Consider the following 23,108-nt stretch of genomic DNA (forward strand, 5'->3'; position numbering starts at 1 on the left):
AACGGGGGAAGGCAGCACGGCGCCGCCCGAAATTTCGGTCGCGGCATCGAGAACTGCCGGGTCATCATGACGTCGTGATTTACGGACGCGATGGCTGGGCAGGTGTTGCCGCACCGCGCGGGCCGTAGTTGCGGCCCGCATGGGCCACCTACGAGAGGCAGAGGAAAATGGTCTACAGCAAGCAGGAAACGGCGGGCGCCCCGACGTGTTGTCACGCGGCCAGGTAGTGCACGTTCCCCGGTTGCGTCGACGCTTGATGTGAGGCTGTTTCCCATGTTCGATCCGGTCATAGCGCCCAGCGGTACGCTGCTCGGCCTGCTTCAGCGGGGCCGCGGCGACGGCACACTGCACGCGCTCACCGCACCCCGTGCCGAGGCACTCGCGGCACTGAACCACTGTGTGCTGCGCGACCCCCGCCACGACTGGCAGGTGGAGAACCGCTCCCTGTACTACGCCCGTCTGTACCTCGATCTGGGCGGCGACCTGGACGCCGTGGAGGCGCATCTCTTCGACTCCGAGGACGTCCTCGACACCGAGGAGTCCCGCACGGGCCTCGCGCTCGCCGTGCTCGGGCACCTCGCCTCCTACGGCAGGCGGGACGCGCTCGTGCTGCTGCGCCGGTACGCGGCCTCCGGAACCAATTGGGCCTGGGCGCTCGACGAACTGGCGCTCAGGGACGACGACGCGGGCCTGCGTGCCCTCGCCGCCCCGGTGCTGGCGCGTTTCCCGGCCGACCCCGAGGGTGAGGCCGAACTGGCCACCGCCGTGCGCGACGCCTTCGAACCCCGGCCCTGGCGGCTGTGGGCCGAGGACTCACGCGAATCGATCGCCACGCGCGTGCGTGCCGCCCAGGAGGCCGGCTGCTTCGACCTCTGGCAACGCCAGATGCGACCAACCGGGCCCCGTCCGGGGTGGAGCGTGCAAGCGGTGTTCGAGTGGGCCCAACAGGGCCTCGAACGCGGCGCCGCGCTGCACGTCCCCGCCGCCCGCTGCCTCACCGCCGTGGCAGGCCCCGAGGACCGGCCCGAGATCGTCGAGGCCGCCAAGGACGGCGGCGAGGGCGCCCGCTGCACCGCCCTGCGCTATCTCGCCGACAGCAACGATCCCGAGGCCCTCCCGCTCATCGAACGCGCGGTGGCCACCGGCCCGGCACCCGTAGTGGAAGCCGCCGTGGACGCCTTCGAACGGATGCGGTCCGTCGCCGCCGTCGACCGCGCCCGCGGCTGGGCCCGACGGCCCGACCCGCTCGGCGCCGCCGCCGGACGGATGCTCGCCTGCCGGGGCGGAGCCCAGGACAGCGACCTCGTCCTCGGCGCCCTCAGGGAGGCCGTCATGGGCGAAGGACCCGACGCCCCCACCCTGTGGACCCTCGTCGACGGCGCCGGACGCCTCGGCATCGCCTGCGCCGCCCCCGTCCTGCGCCATGTGTACCGCGAGACCGCCTCGTCCCATCTGCGCGGCCGGGCCGCCCGCGCCCTGGCCGCGACCGACCCCTCCTACCCCACCGGCTTCGCCGTCGAGTGCCTCTGGGACTGCGAGGAGACCACCCGCGAGATCGCCGCCCGGCACGCCGAGACCGCCGACGCCCGCGTCGTGGAGCAGCTCCGCAGGCTCGCCGCCGACCCGGCCGAGGAAGCGGAAGTACAGACAGCCGTACGGAGCCGGATCGGGCCCGACGCCCCCGCAGTGTGAACGTGGGATGACCCGCGGGTCAGACGCGCATGGACGCCGTCTGACCTGCTCGGGTGTGCAGCGCAACGCTCATGGGACGTTCACCGTTCGCATAGATCGACGTTGACGCGGGCACGTCCAGCGCGGCGAGAACACGGGTATGCGTGTCGTCATCGTGACCGAATCCTTTCCCCCCGATGTGAACGGCGTGGCCCACTGCGCGCTCCAGACCGCCCGGCACCTCGTGGATCGCGGTCATCATCCGCTCGTCGTCGCGCCGGCCACCTCGGCCGGTCCCGGGCCCGACGCAGAGTCGCCGTGCCCCGTCATCCGTGTCCCCTCCCTACCGCTCCCCGGCTACCCCCAGGTCCGCGTCGCCCTCCCCAGCCGACGCGTCGCCGCGGCCATCACCGAACACCGCGCCGACATCGTGCACCTGGCCAGCCCCTTCATCCTCGGCGTCCGCGGCATGGCCGCCGCCGCGCGGCTCGGCATCCCCGCCGTCGCCGTCTACCAGACCGACCTGGCCGGATACGCCCGTACATACGTCGGCGCGGGCGAGGCCACCGCCTGGCGGCGCATCCGCTCCGTGCACGCCGCCGCCGACCGCACCCTCGCGCCCTCCAGCGCGGCTCTGGGCGACCTGGAGGCACACGGCGTGCCCCGGGTCCGCCTCTGGCCCCGCGGCGTCGACACCGAGCGTTTCCGCCCCGAGTACCGGGACGAGGCGCTGCGCCGCGAACTCGCCCCGAACGGCGAACTGCTCGTCGGCTACGTCGGCCGGCTCGCCCCCGAGAAGCAGATCGAACTCCTCGCCGGAACCTGCGGCCTCCCGGGCGTCCGTGTCGTGGTCGTCGGCGACGGACCCAGCCGGCCGCACCTCGACGAGGCGCTGCCGGGCGCGGTCTTCCTCGGCCGGCGTACCGGTCACGAGCTCGCCCGTATCTTCGCCTCGTTGGACATATTCGTGCACACCGGACCTTTTGAGACCTTCTGTCAGACCGTCCAGGAAGCCATGGCCAGCGGCGTCCCCGTCGTCGCGCCCGCCGCCGGCGGCCCGCTCGACCTGGTCGCCCACGGCCGCACCGGGTTCCTCTTCCCGCCGCGCGACGAGGCCGCCGTCACGGACGCCGTGCGGACCCTGGCCGCCGACCCCGCACTGCGCGCCGAGTACGGCACCGCCGCGCGGGCCATGGTCGAGGGCCGCACCTGGGCAGCCATCGGCGACCAGCTGATCGCGCACTACGGCGATGTCCTCGCCGCCCGCAAGGTGGTGGTCGCGGCATGAACACCGCCGCGCTGCGGATCGTCCGCCTCGCCAACTTCGTGGCCCCCTCCTCCGGGGGGCTGCGCACCGCCCTGCGCGAGCTGGGCAAGGGCTTCAAGGAGGCCGGGCACGACCCGGTCCTCATCGTGCCCGGCGAGCGCCACACCGACCGTGAGACCGAGCAGGGCCGGGTCATCACCCTGCCCGGGCCGCTGCTTCCCGGCACCGGCGGCTACCGCGTCCTCGCCGACAAGCGGCGCGTGGCCACCCTCCTGGAACAACTCGCCCCGGACCGCCTGGAGGTCTCCGACCGTACGACCCTGCGCTGGACCGGCAAATGGGCCAGGCGGGCCCGCGTCCCCGCCGTGATGGTGTCCCACGAGACCGCCGACGGCGTCCTGCGCACCTGGGGCCTGTCGGAGAACATGTCCCGGCGCACCGCCGACGCCCTCAACGTCCGTACGGCGCACACCTACGCGCGCGTGGTGTGCACCACCGAGTTCGCCGAGCGGGAGTTCGTCCGCATCGGCGCCCGCAACGTCGTACGGGCTCCGCTGGGCGTCGACCTGGTGGGGCGCAGTCCGGCGCTGCGGGACCCGTTGGTGCGCGCGGAGTACGCGCGCGTGGACCAGGTTCTGCTGGTGACCTGCACCCGGCTCTCCGTGGAGAAGAAGCCCGGCACGGCGCTCGACGCCCTGGAGGCGCTGGTACGGCGCGGGCGGCGGGCGGTCCTCGTGGTCGCCGGGGACGGGCCGCTGCGGGCCCGGCTCGAACAGCGGGCGCGGGAGTGGGGGTTGCCGGTCACCTTCCTCGGGCACGTCTCCGACCGGCGGCTGCTCGGCGCCCTCCAGGCCTCCGCCGACGTGTGCCTGGCACCCGGGCCCGCCGAGACCTTCGGGCTCGCCGCGCTCGAGGCCATGGCCTGCGGGACGCCCGTGGTGGCCAGCGCCTCGTCCGCACTCCCCGAGGTGATCGGCTCCGCCGGAGCCACGGCCGCGGACAACGGGCGGGCCTTCGCGGACGCCGTGGACATGCTCCTCGAACGCCCCGAGATGGAGCGCCGCGAGATCGCACGCGCGCGTGCCGAGTGTTTCGGCTGGCACACGGCGGTCGACGCGTTCCTCGCGGCCCACGACGCGGATGTTCCGGTCCGGCGGTACGTGCCCGGAGGCGTGGCATGAGAACGGTCCGTTTCGTCGCCCTCGGTGACTCGCTCACCGAGGGCGTGGGCGATCCCGTCGGCGAGGCATGGCGCGGCTGGGCCGCGCTGCTCGCCGGCGGGCTGGCCGAACAGCCCGAGGAATCCGTGGAGTTCACGAACCTCGCGGTCAGCGGGGCCCAGACGCGGGACGTGCTGGAACGGCAGACCCCGGCCGGGCTCGCCCTGAACCCGGACGTCGTGTCCGTGGTCATAGGGGTCAACGACACCCTGCGCTGCACCTTCGACATCCAGGCCGTGGCCGCCCGCCTCGACGAGGTCTACGCGGCTTTCACGGCGCGGGGCGCGACCCTCCTCACGGCCTGTCTGCCCGACCCGGGCGCGATGCTCGGCCTCCCGGGCGCGCTGGCCCGCCCGCTGGCCCGGCGCCAACGGGCCGTCAACACCGTGGTGCACGCGCTCTCCGAGCGCTACGGGGCGGTGCATCTGCACGCGGCCGAGGGCGAGTGGATCATGGGCCGCGAGATCTGGAGCGCGGACCGGCTGCACCCCAGCGAGCTGGGACACCGCCAACTGGCGCTGCGTTTTCACGCGTTGCTCACCGAGGAGGGCGTGGCCACGGGGGTCGCACCCTCGCCCGAGCCCGAGTTCCCGGTGCCCACCAGGTCGGCCAGCCTGCTGTGGCTGGCGACCGCGGGCACCGGGTGGGTGGCCCGCCGCTGCACCGACCTGCTGCCGCAGCTCCTGAGGCTGGCCGCCGACGAGATGCGGCACCGCGCGCGGGGCACCAGCGCGCGCCTGGACCTGAGCGCGTCCCACGCCGTGTCGATGGCGCTGGCCTCGCTGTCGGTGCAGCAGGAGCAGCCGGACGCCGCTTAGGGGGCTTCAGCGGCGCCGTACGGCCACGAAACGGACGGGGGTTCCGGGCACCGCCTGGGCGGCCGCCGGGAGGTCCGTGGGGCGGACGACGGCGATCACCGGATAGCCGCCGGTGGTCGGATGGTCGGCGAGGAACACCACCGGGTGGCCGTCCGGGGGGACCTGGATCGCGCCGAGGACCATGCCCTCGCTGGGGAGTTCACCGGTCAGGGCCCGCTCCAGGGCGGGCCCCTCGGTGCGCAGCCCGATGCGGTTGCTCGCCGAGGACACTCGGTACGCGCGTGACGTGAACGTGCGGACGGCCTCCGGGGTGAACCAGTCCTCGCGGGGCCCCAGGGTCACCCGCAGGACGAGTTCGGTCGGGGGAGCCGGCTGCGGGGCGACGTCCACGCACGCGTGGCGGCTCATCGGGGAACCCAGCGGCAGTATGGCGCCGTTCGTGAGCGGCGCCGGGCCGAGGCCGGACATCAGGTCCGTGGAACGGCTGCCGAGCACCGGCTCGACCCCGACACCGCCGGCGAAGGCGACGTAGGACCGCACTCCGGAGACGGCCGTTCCGATGTCGAGGAGCGCTCCGGCGGGCACGTGCACCGGGGCTCCCCAGGCGGCGGGCCGTCCGTCCACCGTGACCGGGCAGGGGGCGCCCCCGACTGCCACGAGGATCGTTGAACGAGGCCGTACGGCACAGCCGTTGAGGGTCGTCTCCAGGACGGCGGCTTCGGGTGGATTGCCGACCAGCCGGTTGACGAGCGCCGCCGCGGGCCAGTCGAGCGCTCCGGAACGCGGCACCCCCAGGTGCGCGTGTCCGGGCCGTCCCAGGTCCTGCACCGTGGTCAGCGCTCCGGCCCGTACGACGGCGACCGCACGGTCCGTCATACGTCCGCCATCGGGACGAAGCGCACGCGCGTGCCGGGCGACAGCAGTGCGGCCGGCTCGCGAGCGGTGTCCCACAGGACCGCGTCCGTCGTGCCGATCAGCTGCCATCCCCCGGGCGAGGCGCGTGGGTACACGCCGGTGTACGGGCCCGCCAGGCCCACGGCACCGGCGTGGACGGCCGTGCGCGGGGTGGCCCGGCGCGGGACGTCGTAGCGGGCCGGGAGGCCGGTGAGGTAGCCGAAGCCGGGGGCGAAGCCGCAGAAGGCGACGCGGAACTCGGTGGCCGCGTGGATACGGGCCACCTCCCGCTCGGGGACGTTCCACAGGGCGGCGACATCGGCGAGGTCGGGGCCGTCGTAGCGCACCGGGAGTTCGATCACCTCACGCGCGCGTGGGGGAGCGGGGGGTACGTCGGAGGTCGTGAGTTCGGAGGCCAGGCGGGCCGGGTCGTCGAGGCCGTCGAGGAGGACCGTGCGGGCGGCCGGGACGATCTCGCGGACCGTGAGCAGGCCCTCCGCGCGGCGCCGCAGCAGCTCCGCGTGGACGGCCTGGGCCTCCTCACCGGAGGCGACCTCGACGAGCAGCGCGCTGTCGCCGACGGGCAGCACCCTCATGCGAACGCCTCCACCCGGACGCCCGACTCCAGGAGCCGCGCGCGGACCCTGCGGGCCAGGTCGACCGCGCCGGGCGTGTCCCCGTGCAGGCACAGGGAGCGGGCCTGTACCTCGATGCGGGCCCCGGAGAGCGCGTCGACGATCCCGGAGCGGGCCAGGCTCAGCGAGCGCTCCACGACGGCGTCGGGGTCGGTGACCACCGCGCCGTCCCGGCCGCGCGGCACGAGGGTGCCCTCGTCGGTGTAGGCGCGGTCCGCGAACGCCTCCGTGACGGCCGGCAGCCCGGCCTTCGCGGCCAGGTCGAGGACGACCGAGCCGGGCAGCCCGAGCACGGGCAGCGAGGCGTCGGCCAGGAGCACGCCCTCGATCACCGCGGCAGCCTGCTCCGGGTCGTGCACCACCCGGTTGTAGAGCGCGCCGTGCGGCTTGACGTAGGACACGCGCGTGCCCGCCGCGCGGGCGAAGACCTCCAAGGCGCCGATCTGGTACGCCACTTCGGCCGCCAGCTCGGCGGACGGCACGTCCATCGCGCGCCGCCCGAACCCCGCCAGGTCCCGGTAGGACACCTGCGCGCCGACCCGTACCCCGCGCTCGGCCGCCAGCTCGCACACCCGCCGCATGGTGACCGGGTCCCCGGCGTGGAAACCGCAGGCCACGTTGGCGCTGGTGACGACGGACAACAGCTGTTCGTCGTCGGTGAGATGCCAGCGGCCGAAGCCCTCGCCGAGGTCGGCGTTCAGATCGATCATCATCTCTCCTGGTCAGGCGATGCGGTACTGCTCGTCGCGGGCATCGGTGACGAACATCTGGCCCGGCGCGTGGGTGATCGCGAACGGCGGGCGGGAGGCCATCACCGCGGCCTGCGGGGTCACCCCGCAGGCCCAGAACACCGGGATGTCGTCCGGGTCGGCGTCCACCGGATCGCCGAAGTCCGGACGGCCGAGGTCCGCGATGCCGAGCCCCGAGGGATCGCCGCAGTGTACGGGGCTGCCGTGCACCGCCGGGAGCAGCGCGGTCTCCCGGATCGCCGTCGCCAGATGCTCCGGCGGCACCGGGCGCATCGACACCACCATCGGGCCGTGCAGCCGCCCCGCCGGGCGACACGGGCGTCCGGTCACGTACATCGGGACGTTGCGGCCCTGCTCGATGTGCCGGATCGGGACGCCCGCCTCGCTCAGCGACCACTCGAAGGTGAAGCTGCACCCGATCAGGAACGACACCAGGTCGTCGCGCCAGTAGGCCCGTACGTCCGTCGGCTCGTCCGTCAGCTCGCCGTCCCGCCACACCCGGTAGCGCGGCAGATCGGTGCGCAGGTCGGCGCCGTCCGCGAGCACCGTCTCCCAGGAGCCCGCGTCCGTGACGTCGAGCACCGGACAGGGCTTCGGGTTGCGCTGGCAGAACAGCAGCATGTCGTAGGCCCAGTCGGCGGGCACCGAGATCAGGTTGACCTGGGTGTGGCCCGCCGCGACCCCGGCCGTGGGACCCGTCAGCCCGGCCCGGAAGCGGGCCCGGGCGGAACGCGGGCTCCACGCGTGCGCGTGCTCGTCGACGAGGGTCAGGGGGCGGTCCTCCGTGCGGTTCACGCCAGTTCCTTTCCACGCGTCTCCGGCAGCCCCAGGAGCGCCAGTGCCGCGATGCCGTAACCGATGGCCCCGAAGACGAGCGCTCCTCCCACACCCCAACTGTCGGCCAGGAAGCCCACCAGGGTCGGGAAGACGGCGCCCACCGCGCGGCCGGTGTTGTACGTGAAGCCCTGTCCCGTGCCGCGCACCGCCGTCGGATACAGCTCGCTCAGGTACGAGCCGAAGCCGCTGAAGATCGCCGACATGCAGAACCCGAGCGGGAAACCGAGCACCAGGAGAAGGGTGTTGGCGCCGCTGGGGATGTGCGTGTACACCAGGATGCAGACCGCCGAGAGCAGCGCGAAGAGCCAGATGTTGCGTTTGCGGCCGAGCACGTCGGTGAGGTAGCCGCCGGTCAGATAGCCCAGGAACGCACCGGAGATCAGGAAGGTCAGATAGCCGCCGGTGCCGACGACCGACAGCCCGCGCTCCGTCTTGAGGTACGTCGGCACCCAGGTGGCGAGGGTGTAGTAGCCGCCCTGGACGCCGGTCGAGAGCAGGCCCGCGAAGACCGTCGTACGCAGCAGACCCGGGGACTCGGCCGTACCGGGCTTGAAGATCGCCGCGAACGAGCCCTTCTGGGGGTTCTGCTCGCGGGCGGCCGTCGCCTCCGGAGCGTCGTGCACCCGGCGCCGTACCCAGAGCACCAGCAGCGCGGGGAGCGCGCCGGTCCAGAACATCACCCGCCAGGCCAGGTCGTCGCCGAGGAACGAGAAGACCAGCGTGTAGACCACCGCGGCCAGCGCCCAGCCGACCGCCCAGGAGCTCTGGACCGCGCCGAGCGTACGGCCTCGGTGCTTGGCGCTCGCGTACTCGGCGACCAGGATCGCGCCGACCGCCCACTCGCCGCCGAAACCGAGCCCCTGGAGGGCGCGGAACACCAGCAGGGTCTCGTAGTTGGGCGCGAAGCCGCAGGCCACGGTGAAGACGGCGTAGGTGATCACCGTGATCATCAGGGCCTTGACGCGGCCCACCCGGTCGGCGAAGACGCCCGCCACGGCACCGCCGACCGCGGAGACGACCAGCGTGACCGTGGTGAACAGGCCGGTCTGGCCGCTGTCCAGGCCGAAGTACGCGGCCAGCGCGACCATGCTCAGCGGCAGCGTGAAGTAGTCGTAGGAGTCCAGGGCGTAGCCGCCGAACGCGCCGGCGAAGGCGCGCCGGCCGTTCGGACCGAGCGCGCGCAGCCAGGCCAACGCGCCGTCGTCGGCGGTCAGTTCGTCCGCGCCGGGCTGTGTTCCGGTGTTCAGGGCCTGAGGTGGAGGGGTCGTGCTCATGGGCACCTCGCAGAGGGAGGACGGAGGGTGCTGGGAGTGAGCAGTGCCGTGCGGAAGCCGTCGGCGCCGGGGTGAGCGGTGGCGCCTTTCCGAGAAAGGTAGAGGATCGTTGAACGATCCCTCAATACCCATGTTGTTTCGTTCTTGTATCTGCGGTTGAATTCCGGGCATGGCAGAGCAGCTGACGGGACTGGCAGACGACCGCGCCCTCCTGGGCCGTACGAGCACCGCGGAACGTGTCTCGGACATCCTCAGGAGCCGGATCGCGGAGGGTTATTTCCCGCCGGGCACACGGCTCTCGGAGGACAGCATCGGCGGGGCGCTCGGTGTGTCGCGCAACACACTCCGCGAGGCGTTCCGGCTGCTTACCCATGAGCGGCTGCTCGTCCACGAGTTGAACCGGGGCGTCTTCGTCCGGGTCCTGAGCGTCGAGGACGTCGAGGACATCTACCTCACCCGCCGCCTCGTCGAGTGCGCCGTCGTGCGCGGACTGGGCGAGCCGCCGTACGCCCTCGAACAGCTCGCCTCGGCCGTCACCGAAGGGCAGTTGGCGTCCGTCGAAGATGACTGGAAAGGCGTGGGTACGGCCAATATCCACTTCCACCGGGAACTCGTCGCCCTCGCCGGCAGCGCCCGCACGGACGAGCTGATGCGCAGCGTCTTCGCCGAACTCCGGCTCGCCTTCCACCTCGTGGACGACCCGAAGGCGCTCCATGAGCCGTACCTCCAGCGCAACCGCCTGATCCTCCAGGCCCTCCAGGCGAACGACGCGGCCGAGGCCGAGAAACTGCTCGCGGTCTACCTCGACGACTCGCTCGACCGGGTCGTCGACGCGTACCGGCAGCGGGTCGGCGAGGACGGCACGGTGGTCGACTGACCCGCACATGACCGACACACGTGGTTGAGGCGGTAGTCGCTTCTGCGTCGTTTGGGTCGTTGTCAGACCGAGGACCTAGTCTGTGCACCGTGACTTCGCCTGCATCGACGGACAGCGTTCCGCCCCAGTTCAGCGCGGGGCCGCGCCCCGCCCCGGGCCCGGCCGCCGACGAGGGACTGGCGCGGCGACTGCGCGCGCTCGCCTGCACCGCGCCGCTGCACGACCTCGACGCACGCAAGGCCAATCTCGCTGGCGAGTACTCGGTCTACGGCATGGCCGAGGTGGCCCTCGCCGCCATCGACCTGGTCACCCTGAACATGGACTTCGACACGGGTGCCGACCACGACCAGATAGTGGCCAGGCTCATCCCGCGCATCGCCGCACAGGCCCCGCAGCGCCCCGTCGCCGAGCACGAGCGCGTGGCCCGCTGGGTCCTGGAGAACCTGATCAACGTCGGCAGCGTCGACCGCGGCTTCCGCACGGTCTACGGCACGTTCGCGCAGGACGGCACGTATGTGCGCCGGGACTACGACTTCAAGCTGATCGAGGAGGTTCCCGGTTACGGGGGCAGCGTGTACCTCCGTACGACCGACGAGGCCGTCAACGTCCTCGTGGGCGCCCTCGACACCGACGTCACCAGTGCGCAGATCGCCGCCGAGGTGAAGCTGGAGGTGCTGATCAGCCGGGGGCGGCTCGCCGACGCGCAGCTCGCCGCGGAGCAGGCCCGGTACCGGACCGTGCAGTACTCGGAGACGCTCCGGCGCGCGCTGGACGCGACGCGGCGCAACGTCCGCGCGGTGGACTGGCTCAGTGCTGTGCCGGACATGATCGCCGAGGCTCTCGATCACGTTGCTGATCGGTATCGCCACGAGAACGCGATCCTGACCAATATCCGCAAGGCCCGTGACGAGTCCGAGGACGCCGAACAGAAGCGGCGGGCGGCCGAGTTGGTCGACATCGTCAAGGACTGCATCCGGCGGCACACGCAGCTTCAGTCGCGTCTTCTGGAGGCGGGGCCGCTGTTCCGTGCGGAGCAGGATCGGCAGGCCTTCGCCACGCCGATGACGACCTCGGGGATCGACCTCTACGGGCATCTCGTTTCGCCTGTGCTGCCGTTGCCGCTGGAGTCGGCGATCCGGGTCACTGACGCGTTCTTCGCTCGGGGGACCGGGTTGCGTACGCCGGTGTCCGTTCGGGTGGGGGATCTTGTCGACATACTGCTGACGCCGCCTGCTGAGCGGGAGCATCTTGGGGCGGAGATGCCTGAGCCGGATCTCATCGCCACGCCGGACGACAGTCGGTTCAGCGAGGAGCAGCTGGCTGCGGCCATGGAGTTGCTTGATCTGCCTGCGGATGCGCCTCGGCGGTTGTCGGGGTTGCTGGCTGACGCGCGGCGTCAGGACGCGGAACTTCCTTATCTGGTTGCCCTGTTGGCCGTGCATGCGGCGAGTCCGCCTGTTGGTACCGCCTACCGGCAGGGAGAGCCGAAGTTGTTGTTCGCCGTGGATGACGGGACCGAACTGGATGATCACGAGTTCGGTGGGGCTGATCTCATCGTCGGGGTGGCCTTGTTGGATGCGGCGGGGATGGCTGCTGGTCGGAGTGATGCGGCGTGATGGGTCGGTCGTCTTTCGGGTGCGGGCTCGCTGTGGCTGGTCGCGCCCACGCGGCGGAGCCGCAAATGTCACAGCCCCGCGCCCCTGAAGGGGCGCCTGTCCTCGACCTCGTATGGAAGACCAAGGAGTTGCAGTCGTGAGTGAGCAGGGCGAATGGAGTGAACCGGAGGTTGCCGCCCCCGCGGTGAGTGCTGCTGTCACGCCCGCCGATGCTGCCGACGCGGCTCGTCTCGTCGCGTTTGGGTTGCAGCCGAAGTTGCAGCCCGCTCGGGATCAGGAGTACGCGGAGTTGCTCCGCCGATACCGCGAGGATTCGCCGTTCGCGCGGCTCGCCGACGCCGTTGCCGCCGGGCTTGGGCTGGTTGTGCTGGAGGTGTCCCCGCGCGCGGGGATGGCTGTGACTGCCGCTGAGGACTCGGTGTTCGCCGTGCGGATGGGGGACTACGCGCGTCGTACGGCTGCCGATTCCGGGGATCGGTTCCTGCATGGACTCGCGCATCTTGCCGTGGCCGCGATGGCGTTTCCGCGGCCCGAGGATCTTGCTGATGACGGGTACATCGGGCGGGTCACGGTCAACGGGGTCGACGCCTTTGTGCGGCAGGCCTGTCGGCGGCTGGAGGAGCGGGCCGACGAGCAGGGCATGAACACCGACCCGGCCACCGACGCGCCCGGGCTGGAGGCCGCCTGGCGTATTTGGGTCAGACGCAGTGCCACCGGAGCCACCAAGGACGCCCGGAGACTGGCCGGTTCGACCACCGGGATCGTCGGCAAGGCCGCCGCCTTCCTCACCGACTCCGGGTTCCTGCAGCGCACCGGTGACGACAACGGCGGTACCTATCGCACGACCGCCCGTTATCAGCTCCAGGTGCGTGACATGGCCGGAAGCGCCGCCATGGCCGAGCTGCTGGAGCTGGGCGTTGTCCCGGTCACCGACGGCACCGCGAGCCTGATGCCCGCCGAGGACACCGAGGACTTGGAGCTGGTGGCCGACGCCGGGCTGCCGTTCCACTCCTGAGATTCCTCAGCTCCTGAGGTTTCTCAACTCCCCCCACCTGCCGAAGACTTACGACGAGAGTCCGCCATGTACGAGCTGTCCCGGGTCCGCCTCTACTCCATCGGGCCCGCCGGTGCGCGCTACGCCGACACCGTGCTTGACCTGCGGGGCGTGGGCCAGCCCGTGCCCGACCCCGCGCCCACCCAGGCGGAGTTCTTCGAGGACGAGCCCGTCGGGCCGCCGCGCCGCCCCGCGCCCGCCGGCGTGCTCTTCCTGGAGAACGGCGGCGGCAAGTCCGTCCTGCTCAAGCTGATCTTCTCCGTGATGCTGCCGGGACATCGCAACACCCTTGGCGGCGCGAGTTCCGGTGTGCTGCGCAAGTTCCTCCTCGCGGACGACTGCGGCCATGTCGCCCTGGAGTGGCAGCACACGCTGACCGGCGAGTGCGTGGTCGTCGGCAAGGTCAGCGAGTGGCGGGGGCGCCAAGTCTCCAACGACCCGCGGAAGTTCGCCGAGGCCTGGTACTCGTTCCGGCCCGGGCCGGGGCTCAGCCTGGACAACCTCCCCGTCGCCGAGGCCACTTCCGTACGGCCGCCCGTCGAGGGCGCGTCCGGCGCGCAGGGCCGTCGGCGCACCATGAAGGGCTTCCGGGACGCCATCACCGAGGCGGGCAAGGCGTATCCGCACCTCGAAGTGCACTGGGAGGAGATCCACGACCGCTGGATCGAGCACCTCGGCGACCTCGGCCTCGACCCCGAACTCTTCCGCTACCAGCGGGAGATGAACGCCGACGAGGGCGAGGCCGCTGGTCTCTTCGCCGTGAAGAAGGACTCCGACTTCACCGACCTGCTGCTCCGCGCGGTCACCGACACCCGGGACACCGACGGCCTCGCCGACCTGGTCGGCGGCTTCGGCAACAAGCTGGGGCGACGGGCCGAGCTGATCGCCGAGCGGGACTTCACGGCCGGTTCCGTGGATCTGCTCGGCCGGATCGTCGAGGCCGCCGAGGCACGGGCACGCGCGCGTGACATCCACGCCGGCGCCGAGCGCCGTACGCGCACCCTGGCCCGGCGGCTGTCCGCGCGGGGCGCGCAGGAGCGGGTGCGGGCCGCCGACCTCGCCCAGCGGGTCACCGCCGCCGCGTCCGCCGTCACCCACGCCGAGGGGGCGCGGGAGCGCAGCGCGCTGATCGCCGCCGAACTCGCTTACCGGCACGCCTCGTTGGCACTCGCCACCATGGAGAAGTCCGCCGCCGCACAGAAGCGCGAGCTGGCCGACGCCCGCACCCTGCACGCCGCCTGGCAGGCCGCCGAGGCGGTCCTACGGCATCGCGCCGCCGCCGACCGCTCCGCGCGCGTGGCCGTCGCCATCCGCGAGGCCGAGCGGGACGCGGCACCGGCGCTCGCCGCCCGCGCCAAGGCCGCCGTCGATCTCGTACGGGCCCTGCACTCGGCCGCCGAGAGCGCCGAGAACCTCGCCAACGAGGGCGAGGAGCGTTCCGCCGAGCTCCAGGAGGTCGGCGAGACCTCGCACCGGGACGCGACCTCCGCCGCCACCGAGGCGCAGCGCGCCCGCAGCGAGGTCGGGCATCTGCGTCAGCGCCTGTCCGAGGTCGAGCAGGAGACCGCCGAGGCGGTGCGCGCCGGTTGGCTCGACGACAGCGCCCCCGACGCCGACCCGGCCCGCGCGGCCCTCGCCGCGAGCGACGCCGAGAAGACCGCCGTGGCCTCCTGGGACACCGCACGCGAGGCATCCCGCAAGGCCTCCGAGCACGCGCGCGAGGCCGCTTCCGCCGAGTCCCGCGCGGAGTTGACGGCGGCCCGCGCGTCCGACGCCGCCACCGCCGCCGAGCGGACCTACGACGCGGAGCGGCGCCTCGCCGAGGGGCTGGCGGGGGAGGAGCGCCTGGCTGAGCTGCTCAGCTTGCCTGCCGCTGGTGCCGTGGGCGGTGGTGTGCCGGTGCCGCGTGGTGCAGGTGGCGAGCGCGCGGGGGACGGGGCCGTAGGCCGTGCCGGTCACGGTACTGAGGGCGACGCCGGTGCCGGTGACGAGTCGGACGCACGAACCGGTGTTTCGGCCAACGGCGTTGCAGGAAGCGGCCGTTCCGCCGCCTCGGCCGCCCGTCCCCTCGCCGACGGCCCTCTCACCCCCGAGGAACTCGACCGCTTCGCCGACGAGTGGCGCGAGCTGCTCGACGACGGGGTCTCCTCCGCCGAGCGGAACCTCTTCGACCTGCGTACCGCCGCAGCCGACGACTCCCGGATCCTCGGGGCGCTCGGTGACGGCGGGCTGCTGCCGCCAGGCCCGGACGTGCTGGCCACCGTGGAGTACCTCGGCGAGCACGGCATCCCCGCGCTGCCCGGCTGGCGTTACCTCGCCCAGGCCGTCGACCCCACCGACCACGCGCGCGTGCTCGCCGCCCGGCCCGAGCTGGTCGACGGCGTGATCATCACCGACCCGGACACGCACGCGCGTGCCCGCGAGGCCCTCAACGACGCGGCCCTGCTGCCCCGTTCCGCCGTGGCGGTCGGTACGGCCGCCGCCCTGCTCGCTCCGACCCCGGCGCCCGACGCGCAGAGCAGCGACGTCTTTCTCGTACCGCCGAACCCGGCCATGCACGACGAGCACGCCGCCGACGAGGAGCGGCAGGCGCTGCGCGCGCGGGCGGGGCAGCGGGACGAGGAGATCCGTACGCTCGCCGCGCGGCTCGGCAAGGACCGGGAGCTGGCGGCGCGGCTCGCGTCCTGGCGCACCGGCTGCCCGAGCGGGCGGCTGGTCGAGCTGGCGCAGGCCGCGCGGGACACGCGCGCGTTCGCCGAGGAGGCCGAGGCCGAGCTCGCCGAGGCGCGGACCGTGCGGGCGGAGGCGGATGAGGTCGCCGCCGAGGCCGCCCAGGTGCGTGACGAGCGGCAGGAGGCCGCGCAGAAGGCCCGGCGCGCCGCCGACGCCCTCGCCGGACTCGCCTTCCGGCTGCGGGAACGCGCCGGCTGGCAGGTCAAACTCCGTGAACTGGCCGACGAGGCAGCTGAGTCGGAGGCCCGCGCCCAGTCCTGCCTGGAGCGCGCCCGCGCCGCCGACGAGGACCGCCGTGCCGCCCAGCGCGCCGCCGACGACGCCCGCCGCACGGCCCGTGCGCTGCGCGCCGAGCGCTCCGAGATCGCGGGCGCCCCCGACGACGTACCGGAAGACGACCCGGACGCCCCCAAGCCCGCGCTGGCCGCCCTCCGTGAGGCCTACCGGGCCGCCTCGCAGCTCTACGAGAAGGTCGGCGTCGGCGCCGATCTGCGGGCCGAGCAGGCGCGGGCGGAGAGCGACGAGAGCGCGGCGATCGCGGAGTTGGACCGGCTCAGCAACAAGGTCCGCACGCGCGCGGCGCAGTTGCTGGAGTCACCCGACGGCTCCGACGGGCCGTCCCGGCAGGCCGCCGCGGCGCGTGCCGAGGAACTGGTGCAGTTGCTGGAGACCCGGGTCTCGACCGCGAGCGAGCAGCTCGGGCGGCTGCGCGGCGAGGCCGAGCGGCACGCGCCCGAGGACGGCGAGGCGCACACCGAGCTGGCCGAGGAACTCGTCCCGCGCGACGCCGAGCACGCCCAGGCCCTGCTGCGCACCGCGACCGCCGAACTCGGCTCCCGCACCGACGCGTTGGGCCAGGCCCGCGAGGCGCACGCCGAACTCCTCGACGCGCATCGCGCCGCCGAGGACGGGGCCGGCGGTTTCGACGAGACCGCCGCGATGCTCCGGGACCTGATGCGCGAGCACTCCTCGGACGAGGAGCAGGAGGAGCCCGAGCCGTACCCCGGCAGCGTGGAGGAGGCCCGGCACTCCGCCGCCGAGGCCCGCCGCTCGCTGCGCGGCTGCGCCGCCGATCTGTCCGCCGCCGAGGCCGCCGTACGCGAGGCGAGCGATGTGCTCGTGCGGCACGCCAACTCCACGCGCTACGAGCAGGTACGGACCCCCGCGCGGCAGCAGATCCGCGAGCTGCCCGCGTCCGCGCTGCCCGAGCACGCGCAGAAGTGGGCCGACGCCTTCGCGCCCCGACTCCGGGTCCTCACCGACGAGTTGGCGCAATTGGAGCGCAACCGCGACTCGATCGTGGACCGGCTCCGCGGGCTCGTCGAGTCGGCGCTGGCGACCCTGCGGTCCGCGCAGCGGCTGTCCCGGCTGCCCGAGGGGCTCGGCGAGTGGTCCGGCCAGGAGTTCCTGCGGATCCGCTTCGAGGAGCCCGACCAGGCCACGCTCACCGAGCGGCTCGGTGTGGTCGTCGACGAGGCGACCCGGGCCGCGGTGAAGAAGAACTCCGACATGCGGCGCGACGGAATGTCCCTGCTGCTGCGGGGAGTTGGGGCCGCCCTTGAACCCAAGGGTGTCGCCGTCGAGATCCTCAAGCCGGACGCCGTCCTGCGCGCCGAGCGGGTGCCCGTCGGGCAGATGGGCGACGTCTTCTCCGGCGGTCAGCTGCTCACCGCGGCCATCGCCCTGTACTGCACGATGGCCGCGCTGCGCTCGAACGACCGGGGCCGCGACAAGCACCGGCACGCCGGCACACTCTTCCTCGACAACCCCATCGGGCGGGCCAACGCGACGTATCTGCTGGAGCTGCAGCGCGCCGTGTCCGACGCGCTCGGGGTCCAACTCCTGTACACCACCGGCCTGTTCGACACCACGGCACTGGCCGAGTTCCCGCTGGTCATCCGGCTGCGCAACGACGCCGACCTGAGGGCGGGCCTCAAGTACATCAGCGTGGAGGAGCACCTCCGGCCGGGGCTGCCGCAGCAGGCCCCCGCCGGAGAGGGTGAGTCGGTGCACAGCGAGATCACGGCGACCCGGATGTTCAAGCGCCCGGCGCCGATCGCTCCGTAGCGAACTGCCCGCAGGCGAGCCTCAGGAGTGGGACAGCTGCCCGGCGCCGCTCTTGCGGGCTATCCGCTCCTGGGCACGCTCGCTGGACCGCGCCTGACGCTGGGCCCGACGCCGCTCGCGGCGGAGGGCCCTCGCGGTGCTGCTGGGCTCCGAGACCACGCCGTTGCGCTGGTTCCACATCTGGCGGGTCACCCACACGTCCAGGGCGCCCCAGGTGGCCACCACCGTGCTCACCACGCTGCTGATCACCATCGGGAACGCCAGCCAGGACCCGGCCATCGTGCACAGGAAGGCAACCGTCGCCTGGATCAGCGTCACCGCGATGATGATCACCGCCCGCACGGCCGCCGTACGCACCGGATCGGGCAGCCGGCGCCGACGCGCGGGCTCCTCGATCCACAACGGCCGGTAGTACTCCTGCTGTTGCCCTGTAGCGCGGGCCGAGCGCGGCTCGTCGAAATCCGCGCTCGTCCGCTCGTCCGCGTCCCTGTGGGCCGCGCCGCCGCCCGTCGTCGTGCCACCGTCTGCCGCCATGTCGCGATCCGGTGCCTCACGGCGCCGCTGCGCCGTCGACCGCGCCGCCACGCCGTCCTCAAGCGCCTCTTGCCGCTCCGCCGTGCCCATCAACGTGTCCTCCCCACCGCCGGTACACCACTCGCCCCGGAGTCCGAAGACTCCGTCTCCCCAGTGGGTGCCCGGCTTGCGCTGTTTTACGCCGCACGGTTGCGGATGCGGCTCGTGTGGCCGGTTCCGCCCCCATGTCCCGTAGAGAAAGACGAACAACATGCCACGAAGATTCCCAACGGACGAAAAATTCCGGCCAACTGGCCAAGTGGACCGATCGGACGGGGTGTGGTGATCCCGGGGATATCGGGGCGGCAATCTCCCGCAATGACCCGACAACTCCCCATGTCCGGTCACTGTTGCGGAAGTTCACGCTCCGGACAGCTCTTCGAGTTACCTCTGTGTCAGTAGTAGGCTCGCGCCGTTTGTTGACGTACATGTGTGCCCCCGGCCGGCGGGGGTCCAGCTGGGGGAGGCCATGCGCTTTCGCGGGAAGTCCATCCGCCGGAAGATCGTGGCGCTCCTTCTCGTGCCGCTCGTGTCCCTGACCGCGATCTGGGCGTTCGCCACGGTCCTCACCGGCCGGGCGGCCGGGGACCTGTTCGACGTGTCGTCGGTCGTCGAGAAGATCGGCTATCCCACCGAGGACACCGTCCGGGTCATCCAGCAGGAACGCCGGCAGTCGCTCGTCTATCTCGCCGACCCGCGCGCCGCCGACGGGCCCACCGATCTCAGGCGCAGCCGCGCCGCGACCGACGCGGCCGTCGCCAAGATCCGCAAGAACGCCGACAACCCGGACGTGCGCGACGCGATGGGGCAGGCCACCGACAGCCGTGTCGCCGCCGTCCTCGACGCGTTCGACGGGCTCCAGTCGCTGCGGCGCAGCGTCGACGACGGCACCGTCGACCGCGCCCAGGCCCTCGGTCTCTACAACCACCTCGTCGACCCGTGCTACGTGCTGCTGTCCAACCTCCATGTCGTCGACAACGTCGAGATGGACAAGCAGTACCGCGCCCTCGTGAACCTCGCCCGCGCGCGGGAGTTCCTCTCCCGTGAGGACGCCCTGCTCGGCTCCTCCCTGGTCGTCGGCAAGCTCACCCGGGACGAGACCCGCGACGTCTCCGACCTGGTCGCCCAGCGCACCCTGATGTACGACGTCAACCTGCCGCTGCTGCCCGCCGCGGAGCGCGGCCACTTCGAACGCTTCTGGAGGAACGCGGCCAGCGCCCCGCTGCGCGTGGCCGAACAGGCCGCCGCCTCCACCACGTCCGGCATGCCCCGCAACGTCACCGCGCAGACCTGGAACACCGCGGCCGGCGCGGTGCTGGCCAAGCTCGGCACCCTCGACGACCAGGCCAACGACCGCTACCAGGACCGTGTTCGCCCGGTCGCGATGAGGGTCATCCTCAAGGCGGCCGTCGCCGGTGTCCTGGGGCTGATCGCCCTCCTGTTCTCGCTCTTCCTGTCGGTGCGTATCGGCCGCGGCCTCATCCGCGACCTGCGCCAACTGCGCCTGGACGCCCACGAGGCTTCCGGCGTCAGGCTGCCCAGCGTGATGCGCCGCCTGTCCGTCGGCGAAGTGGTCGACGTGGAGACCGAGGTCCCGCGCCTGGAGTACGACCGCAACGAGATCGGCGACGTCGGCCAGGCCCTGAACACCTTGCAGCGCGCGGCGGTCGAGGCCGCCGTCAAGCAGGCCGAACTGCGCTCTGGTGTCTCCGAGGTCTTCGTCAACCTCGCCCGCCGCAGCCAGGTCCTGCTGCACAAGCAGCTCACCCTGCTCGACACCATGGAGCGCAGGACCGAGGACACCGACGAACTCGCCGACCTGTTCCGCCTCGACCACCTGACGACCCGTATGCGCCGTCACGCCGAGGGCCTGGTGATCCTCTCCGGGGCTGCCCCGTCCCGGCAGTGGCGCAAACCGGTCCAGCTCATGGACATCGTCCGCGCGGCCGTCGCCGAGGTCGAGGACTACGAGCGCATCGAGGTCCGCCGGCTGCCGCGCATCGCCGTCACCGGCCCCGCCGTGGCGGACCTCACCCACCTCGTGGCCGAACTCCTGGAGAACGCCACGGTGTTCTCCCCGCCGCACACCGCGGTCCAGGTCCTGGGAGAGCGGGTCGCCAACGGCTTCACCCTGGAGATCAACGACCGCGGCCTCGGCATGGCGGCCGAGGCACTCCTGGACGCCAATCTGCGGCTCGCCGAGACACCGGAGTTCGAACTCTCCGACACCGACCGCCTCGGCCTGTTCGTGGTCAGCCGGCTCGCCCAGCGGCAGAACGTCCGCGTCTCGCTCCAGCCCTCGCCGTACGGCGGCACCACCGCCGTCGTGTTCATCCCGGACGCCCTGCTGAGCGACGAGGTCCCCGACACCAACGGCATCGGCTTCCGCCTCGACCGGCCCCGGCCGTCGAAGGAGGCCGAGCTGGAGGAGAGCCGCCGCTCCGCGCTCTCCCAGATGCCCGTGAAGCTGCCCGGCCTGCCGCCCGCCCTCCTGGACGGACCGGTCGAACTGGAAGCGCCCGTCGACCTGGACGCCCTCGAAGGCTTCCCGAACGGGCTCGACGACGAGGACGGTGAGCGCGGCGGGATCTTCCGCCCCCGTCGGGCCTCCACCCACAGGGACGATCTCGCCCCCGTACGCCCCGTAGACGCGCATCAACAGGTCCCCGACGCCGACGCGGACGGTCACCGCGGCGAGCCGCTTCCGCTGCCCCGACGCCGTACGCCCAAGCTGGTCAGCTCCCATGGACGCCCGGTCGTCGAGCAGCGCTCCCGACGCGAGACGGGGGACTCCGTAGAGGCCGATTTCGACGGCCCCGCCACGGCACCGACCCTGGGCGGACCGGAAGCGGACGGCCCCGCACCGCTCCCTGCCCGGCGTCGCGGTGACACGCCGCTACGGCGCCGTACCGACGTCCCTGGGGGGCGTGCCGACTCCGCGCAGCCCCCCGCCTCCCCGGGGCGCGGACTCGGCGAACCGCCCGAGACGCCCGCACTCCCCAGGCGCACCCGGCGGGCCGAACTCGCGGCCGGCGCACCGGACTCCGACACCCCGCCGAGCACCGGAGCGTTGCCCAGACGCGTACGTCAGGCCAATCTGGCCCCGCAGCTGAAACAGGACCCCGAGCGGCGCGCCGCGAGCCCGGCGGAGGTCGCCGAGCGCGACGCCGACGAGGTGCGCAGCCGTATGGCCTCGCTCCAGCGCGGCTGGCAGCGCGGCCGCGAGGAGAACGCCGAGGGCGACGACGCCCGAGGCGGCACAGCACAAGGAACTAAGGGGGACGGTCGATGACCGCACCGAAGGCGACCGGCCACAGCACCGACCAGCGCGGGCTGAACTGGCTCCTCGACGACCTCGTCGAGCGCGTCGCCAGCATCCGCAAGGCCATCGTGCTCTCCGGCGACGGCCTCGCCACCGGCGTGTCCCAGGACCTGACCCGCGAGGACAGCGAACACCTGGCCGCCGTGGCCTCCGGCTTCCACAGCCTCGCCAAGGGCGTCGGCCGCCACTTCGAGGCGGGCAGCGTGCGGCAGACGGTCGTCGAACTCGACGAGGCCTTCCTGTTCGTGACGGCCGCGGGTGACGGCAGCTGCCTCGCCGTCCTCGCGGACGCCGACTCGGACGTCGGACAGGTCGCCTACGAGATGACCCTGCTCGTGAAGCGGGTCGGTGTGCATCTGGGGGCCGCTCCGCGCACCGACGTGTCCTCCGGCGGGTAGTGGAGTGACATGAGCGGAGACGGTCAGGGAAGAAGCCACTGGTTCGACGACGAGGCCGGACCGGTCGTCAGGCCGTACGCGATGACGCGCGGCCGCACCACCAGTGCGGCCCAGCACCGCCTCGACCTCATCGCGGTGGTGATCGCGGAGTCCCACGAGGACGACTCGGAAGCGGACCAGACGCTGTCCCCGGAGCACGTGGACATCGTCGGTCTCTGCCGTGACGCCCCGCAGTCGGTCGCCGAACTCGCCGCCGAACTCGACCTGCCCATCGGGGTGATACGGGTCCTCATCGGCGATCTCGTGGACGGCGAACTCGTCCATGTGTCACGTCCCGTACCCCCGGCCGAACTGGTGGACGAGAGTATTCTGCGCGACGTGATCTCCGGCCTCCGGGCCCTGTGAGCGGCGCGAGCCACCGCACCCCTACCTCATCAAGCAGGAGAAAAGACCGATGATCTTCGGGCGTACTGAGCGAGGCAAGCCTCCGGTCGAGCCCGTCACGCTCAAGATCCTGGTGGCCGGCGGCTTCGGCGTGGGCAAGACCACCCTCGTCGGCGCGGTCAGCGAGATCAGGCCGCTGCGCACGGAGGAGTTGCTCACCGAGGCGGGGCGTCCGGTCGACGACACCAGCGGGGTGGAGGGCAAGCACACCACCACCGTGGCCATGGACTTCGGCCGTATCACCCTGCGGGATGACCTGGTGCTGTACCTCTTCGGTACGCCAGGCCAGGAGCGGTTCTGGTTCATGTGGGACGAGCTCTCCGAGGGCTCGCTCGGCGCCGTGGTGCTCGCCGACACCCGCCGCCTGGAGGACTGCTTCGCAGCCCTCGACTACTTCGAGCGGCGCTCCATACCCTTCGTCGTCGGCGTCAACTGCTTCGAGGGCGCGGACCGTTACCCCGTGGACGCCGTACGCCAGGCCCTGGACCTCGACGAGGACGTCCCCCTCATGCTCTGCGACGCGCGCGACCGCGCGTCGGTCAAGGAGGTCCTCATCGAGGTCGTCCAGCACGCGATGGCCTACGGCGCGAAGCGCCGCCAGAGCGTCACGAGTTGAGGCACGGGCGCGACCCGTACCCCCGCCGACCGGGGTACGGGCC

General features: G+C 72.5%; 18 protein-coding genes. 12 read left to right on the forward strand and 6 right to left on the reverse strand.

The window, feature by feature from the left end; genetic code table 11:
* The first annotated feature begins 273 nt into the window (after nucleotides 1–273).
* From OO69_RS21560 to OO69_RS21575, 4 genes are all read left to right on the forward strand, one after another.
* A complete protein-coding gene (locus tag OO69_RS21560; RefSeq protein ID WP_033282361.1) occupies nucleotides 274–1,692 on the forward strand; it encodes a HEAT repeat domain-containing protein in 1,419 nt (472 codons plus the stop codon).
* Between the two features lie 139 nt (nucleotides 1,693–1,831).
* Nucleotides 1,832–2,959 (forward strand): glycosyltransferase family 4 protein, encoded by a 1,128-nt coding sequence (locus OO69_RS21565; protein WP_033282362.1) that lies wholly within the window; start codon nucleotides 1,832–1,834, stop codon nucleotides 2,957–2,959.
* Nucleotides 2,956–4,119, forward strand: a complete 1,164-nt coding sequence (locus OO69_RS21570) for a glycosyltransferase (RefSeq protein ID WP_033282363.1) — start codon at nucleotides 2,956–2,958, stop codon at nucleotides 4,117–4,119. Before OO69_RS21565 ends, OO69_RS21570 begins: the two co-directional genes overlap by 4 nt.
* The gene (locus OO69_RS21575) at nucleotides 4,116–4,976 is read left to right on the forward strand and encodes an SGNH/GDSL hydrolase family protein (protein ID WP_033282364.1); all 861 of its coding nucleotides are present in this window, start codon (nucleotides 4,116–4,118) and stop codon (nucleotides 4,974–4,976) included. The genes OO69_RS21570 and OO69_RS21575 overlap by 4 nt, the downstream gene beginning before the upstream one ends.
* 6 nt (nucleotides 4,977–4,982) lie before the next feature.
* Here the strand turns inward: OO69_RS21575 and OO69_RS21580 are convergent, their stop codons facing one another.
* Genes OO69_RS21580 through OO69_RS21600 form a run of 5 tightly spaced genes read right to left on the reverse strand, consistent with a single transcriptional unit; the run spans nucleotide 4,983 to nucleotide 9,365 of the window.
* Complete coding sequence (locus OO69_RS21580; RefSeq protein ID WP_033282365.1) at nucleotides 4,983–5,852, reverse strand: biotin-dependent carboxyltransferase family protein; 870 nt, start codon at nucleotides 5,850–5,852, stop codon at nucleotides 4,983–4,985.
* A complete protein-coding gene (locus tag OO69_RS21585) occupies nucleotides 5,849–6,466 on the reverse strand; it encodes a 5-oxoprolinase subunit B family protein (RefSeq protein ID WP_033282366.1) in 618 nt (205 codons plus the stop codon). The genes OO69_RS21580 and OO69_RS21585 overlap by 4 nt, the downstream gene beginning before the upstream one ends.
* The gene (locus OO69_RS21590; protein WP_051801140.1) at nucleotides 6,463–7,215 is read right to left on the reverse strand and encodes a LamB/YcsF family protein; all 753 of its coding nucleotides are present in this window, start codon (nucleotides 7,213–7,215) and stop codon (nucleotides 6,463–6,465) included. Before OO69_RS21590 ends, OO69_RS21585 begins: the two co-directional genes overlap by 4 nt.
* A gap of 12 nt (nucleotides 7,216–7,227) precedes the next feature.
* On the reverse strand, nucleotides 7,228–8,049 hold the full coding sequence (locus OO69_RS21595; RefSeq protein WP_033282368.1) for a putative hydro-lyase: 822 nt from the start codon (nucleotides 8,047–8,049) through the stop codon (nucleotides 7,228–7,230).
* Nucleotides 8,046–9,365 (reverse strand): MFS transporter, encoded by a 1,320-nt coding sequence (locus tag OO69_RS21600; RefSeq protein WP_033282369.1) that lies wholly within the window; start codon nucleotides 9,363–9,365, stop codon nucleotides 8,046–8,048. Before OO69_RS21600 ends, OO69_RS21595 begins: the two co-directional genes overlap by 4 nt.
* 169 nt (nucleotides 9,366–9,534) lie before the next feature.
* Between OO69_RS21600 and OO69_RS21605 the strand changes: the two genes are divergently transcribed.
* The 4 genes from OO69_RS21605 (at nucleotide 9,535) to OO69_RS21620 (ending at nucleotide 17,712) form a co-directional block, all read left to right on the forward strand.
* Nucleotides 9,535–10,242 (forward strand): GntR family transcriptional regulator, encoded by a 708-nt coding sequence (locus tag OO69_RS21605; RefSeq protein WP_033282370.1) that lies wholly within the window; start codon nucleotides 9,535–9,537, stop codon nucleotides 10,240–10,242.
* Between the two features lie 89 nt (nucleotides 10,243–10,331).
* Nucleotides 10,332–11,858 (forward strand): hypothetical protein, encoded by a 1,527-nt coding sequence (locus OO69_RS21610; RefSeq protein ID WP_033282371.1) that lies wholly within the window; start codon nucleotides 10,332–10,334, stop codon nucleotides 11,856–11,858.
* Nucleotides 11,859–11,994: 136 nt separating this feature from the next.
* Nucleotides 11,995–12,873 carry a hypothetical protein gene (locus OO69_RS21615; RefSeq protein WP_033282372.1) on the forward strand — a complete coding sequence of 293 codons (879 nt, stop codon included), beginning with the start codon at nucleotides 11,995–11,997 and terminating at the stop codon, nucleotides 12,871–12,873.
* A gap of 66 nt (nucleotides 12,874–12,939) precedes the next feature.
* Nucleotides 12,940–17,712: a hypothetical protein gene (locus tag OO69_RS21620; RefSeq protein WP_033282373.1), complete on the forward strand. Its 4,773-nt coding sequence runs from the start codon at nucleotides 12,940–12,942 to the stop codon at nucleotides 17,710–17,712.
* Between the two features lie 21 nt (nucleotides 17,713–17,733).
* Here OO69_RS21620 and OO69_RS21625 read toward each other — a convergent pair whose 3' ends face one another.
* The gene (locus tag OO69_RS21625) at nucleotides 17,734–18,336 is read right to left on the reverse strand and encodes a hypothetical protein (protein ID WP_033282374.1); all 603 of its coding nucleotides are present in this window, start codon (nucleotides 18,334–18,336) and stop codon (nucleotides 17,734–17,736) included.
* Between the two features lie 418 nt (nucleotides 18,337–18,754).
* Here OO69_RS21625 and OO69_RS21630 point away from each other — a divergent pair, with 418 nt between their 5' ends.
* From OO69_RS21630 to OO69_RS21645, 4 genes are read left to right on the forward strand one after another with little or no spacing between them, the layout of a single operon-like run.
* Nucleotides 18,755–21,577, forward strand: coding sequence for a nitrate- and nitrite sensing domain-containing protein (locus OO69_RS21630; protein ID WP_033282375.1), 2,823 nt, complete (start codon nucleotides 18,755–18,757; stop codon nucleotides 21,575–21,577).
* On the forward strand, nucleotides 21,574–22,005 hold the full coding sequence (locus OO69_RS21635) for a roadblock/LC7 domain-containing protein (protein ID WP_033282376.1): 432 nt from the start codon (nucleotides 21,574–21,576) through the stop codon (nucleotides 22,003–22,005). The genes OO69_RS21630 and OO69_RS21635 overlap by 4 nt, the downstream gene beginning before the upstream one ends.
* A gap of 9 nt (nucleotides 22,006–22,014) precedes the next feature.
* Nucleotides 22,015–22,410 carry a DUF742 domain-containing protein gene (locus tag OO69_RS21640; RefSeq protein ID WP_033282377.1) on the forward strand — a complete coding sequence of 132 codons (396 nt, stop codon included), beginning with the start codon at nucleotides 22,015–22,017 and terminating at the stop codon, nucleotides 22,408–22,410.
* Nucleotides 22,411–22,459: 49 nt separating this feature from the next.
* Nucleotides 22,460–23,065, forward strand: a complete 606-nt coding sequence (locus tag OO69_RS21645) for a GTP-binding protein (RefSeq protein WP_033282378.1) — start codon at nucleotides 22,460–22,462, stop codon at nucleotides 23,063–23,065.
* The last annotated feature ends 43 nt before the right edge of the window (nucleotides 23,066–23,108 follow it).

Origin of the sequence: Streptomyces sp. NRRL F-525 (genome assembly GCF_000716605.1) — a bacterium.
Lineage (GTDB): Bacteria > Actinomycetota > Actinomycetes > Streptomycetales > Streptomycetaceae > Streptomyces.

What these genes read in the sequence shown, in the direction of transcription:
- OO69_RS21575 (WP_033282364.1), top strand. Translation starts at nt 4,116, where the DNA reads ATGAGAACGGTCCGTTTCGTCGCCCTCGGTGACTCGCTCACCGAGGGC.
- OO69_RS21620 (WP_033282373.1), top strand. Translation starts at nt 12,940, where the DNA reads ATGTACGAGCTGTCCCGGGTCCGCCTCTACTCCATCGGGCCCGCCGGT.
- OO69_RS21645 (WP_033282378.1), top strand. Translation starts at nt 22,460, where the DNA reads ATGATCTTCGGGCGTACTGAGCGAGGCAAGCCTCCGGTCGAGCCCGTC.
- OO69_RS21625 (WP_033282374.1), bottom strand. Translation starts at nt 18,336, where the DNA reads ATGGGCACGGCGGAGCGGCAAGAGGCGCTTGAGGACGGCGTGGCGGCG.
- OO69_RS21640 (WP_033282377.1), top strand. Translation starts at nt 22,015, where the DNA reads ATGAGCGGAGACGGTCAGGGAAGAAGCCACTGGTTCGACGACGAGGCC.
- OO69_RS21565 (WP_033282362.1), top strand. Translation starts at nt 1,832, where the DNA reads ATGCGTGTCGTCATCGTGACCGAATCCTTTCCCCCCGATGTGAACGGC.
- OO69_RS21600 (WP_033282369.1), bottom strand. Translation starts at nt 9,365, where the DNA reads ATGAGCACGACCCCTCCACCTCAGGCCCTGAACACCGGAACACAGCCC.
- OO69_RS21635 (WP_033282376.1), top strand. Translation starts at nt 21,574, where the DNA reads ATGACCGCACCGAAGGCGACCGGCCACAGCACCGACCAGCGCGGGCTG.
- OO69_RS21605 (WP_033282370.1), top strand. Translation starts at nt 9,535, where the DNA reads ATGGCAGAGCAGCTGACGGGACTGGCAGACGACCGCGCCCTCCTGGGC.
- OO69_RS21570 (WP_033282363.1), top strand. Translation starts at nt 2,956, where the DNA reads ATGAACACCGCCGCGCTGCGGATCGTCCGCCTCGCCAACTTCGTGGCC.
- OO69_RS21560 (WP_033282361.1), top strand. Translation starts at nt 274, where the DNA reads ATGTTCGATCCGGTCATAGCGCCCAGCGGTACGCTGCTCGGCCTGCTT.
- OO69_RS21630 (WP_033282375.1), top strand. Translation starts at nt 18,755, where the DNA reads ATGCGCTTTCGCGGGAAGTCCATCCGCCGGAAGATCGTGGCGCTCCTT.
- OO69_RS21585 (WP_033282366.1), bottom strand. Translation starts at nt 6,466, where the DNA reads ATGAGGGTGCTGCCCGTCGGCGACAGCGCGCTGCTCGTCGAGGTCGCC.
- OO69_RS21590 (WP_051801140.1), bottom strand. Translation starts at nt 7,215, where the DNA reads ATGATCGATCTGAACGCCGACCTCGGCGAGGGCTTCGGCCGCTGGCAT.
- OO69_RS21580 (WP_033282365.1), bottom strand. Translation starts at nt 5,852, where the DNA reads ATGACGGACCGTGCGGTCGCCGTCGTACGGGCCGGAGCGCTGACCACG.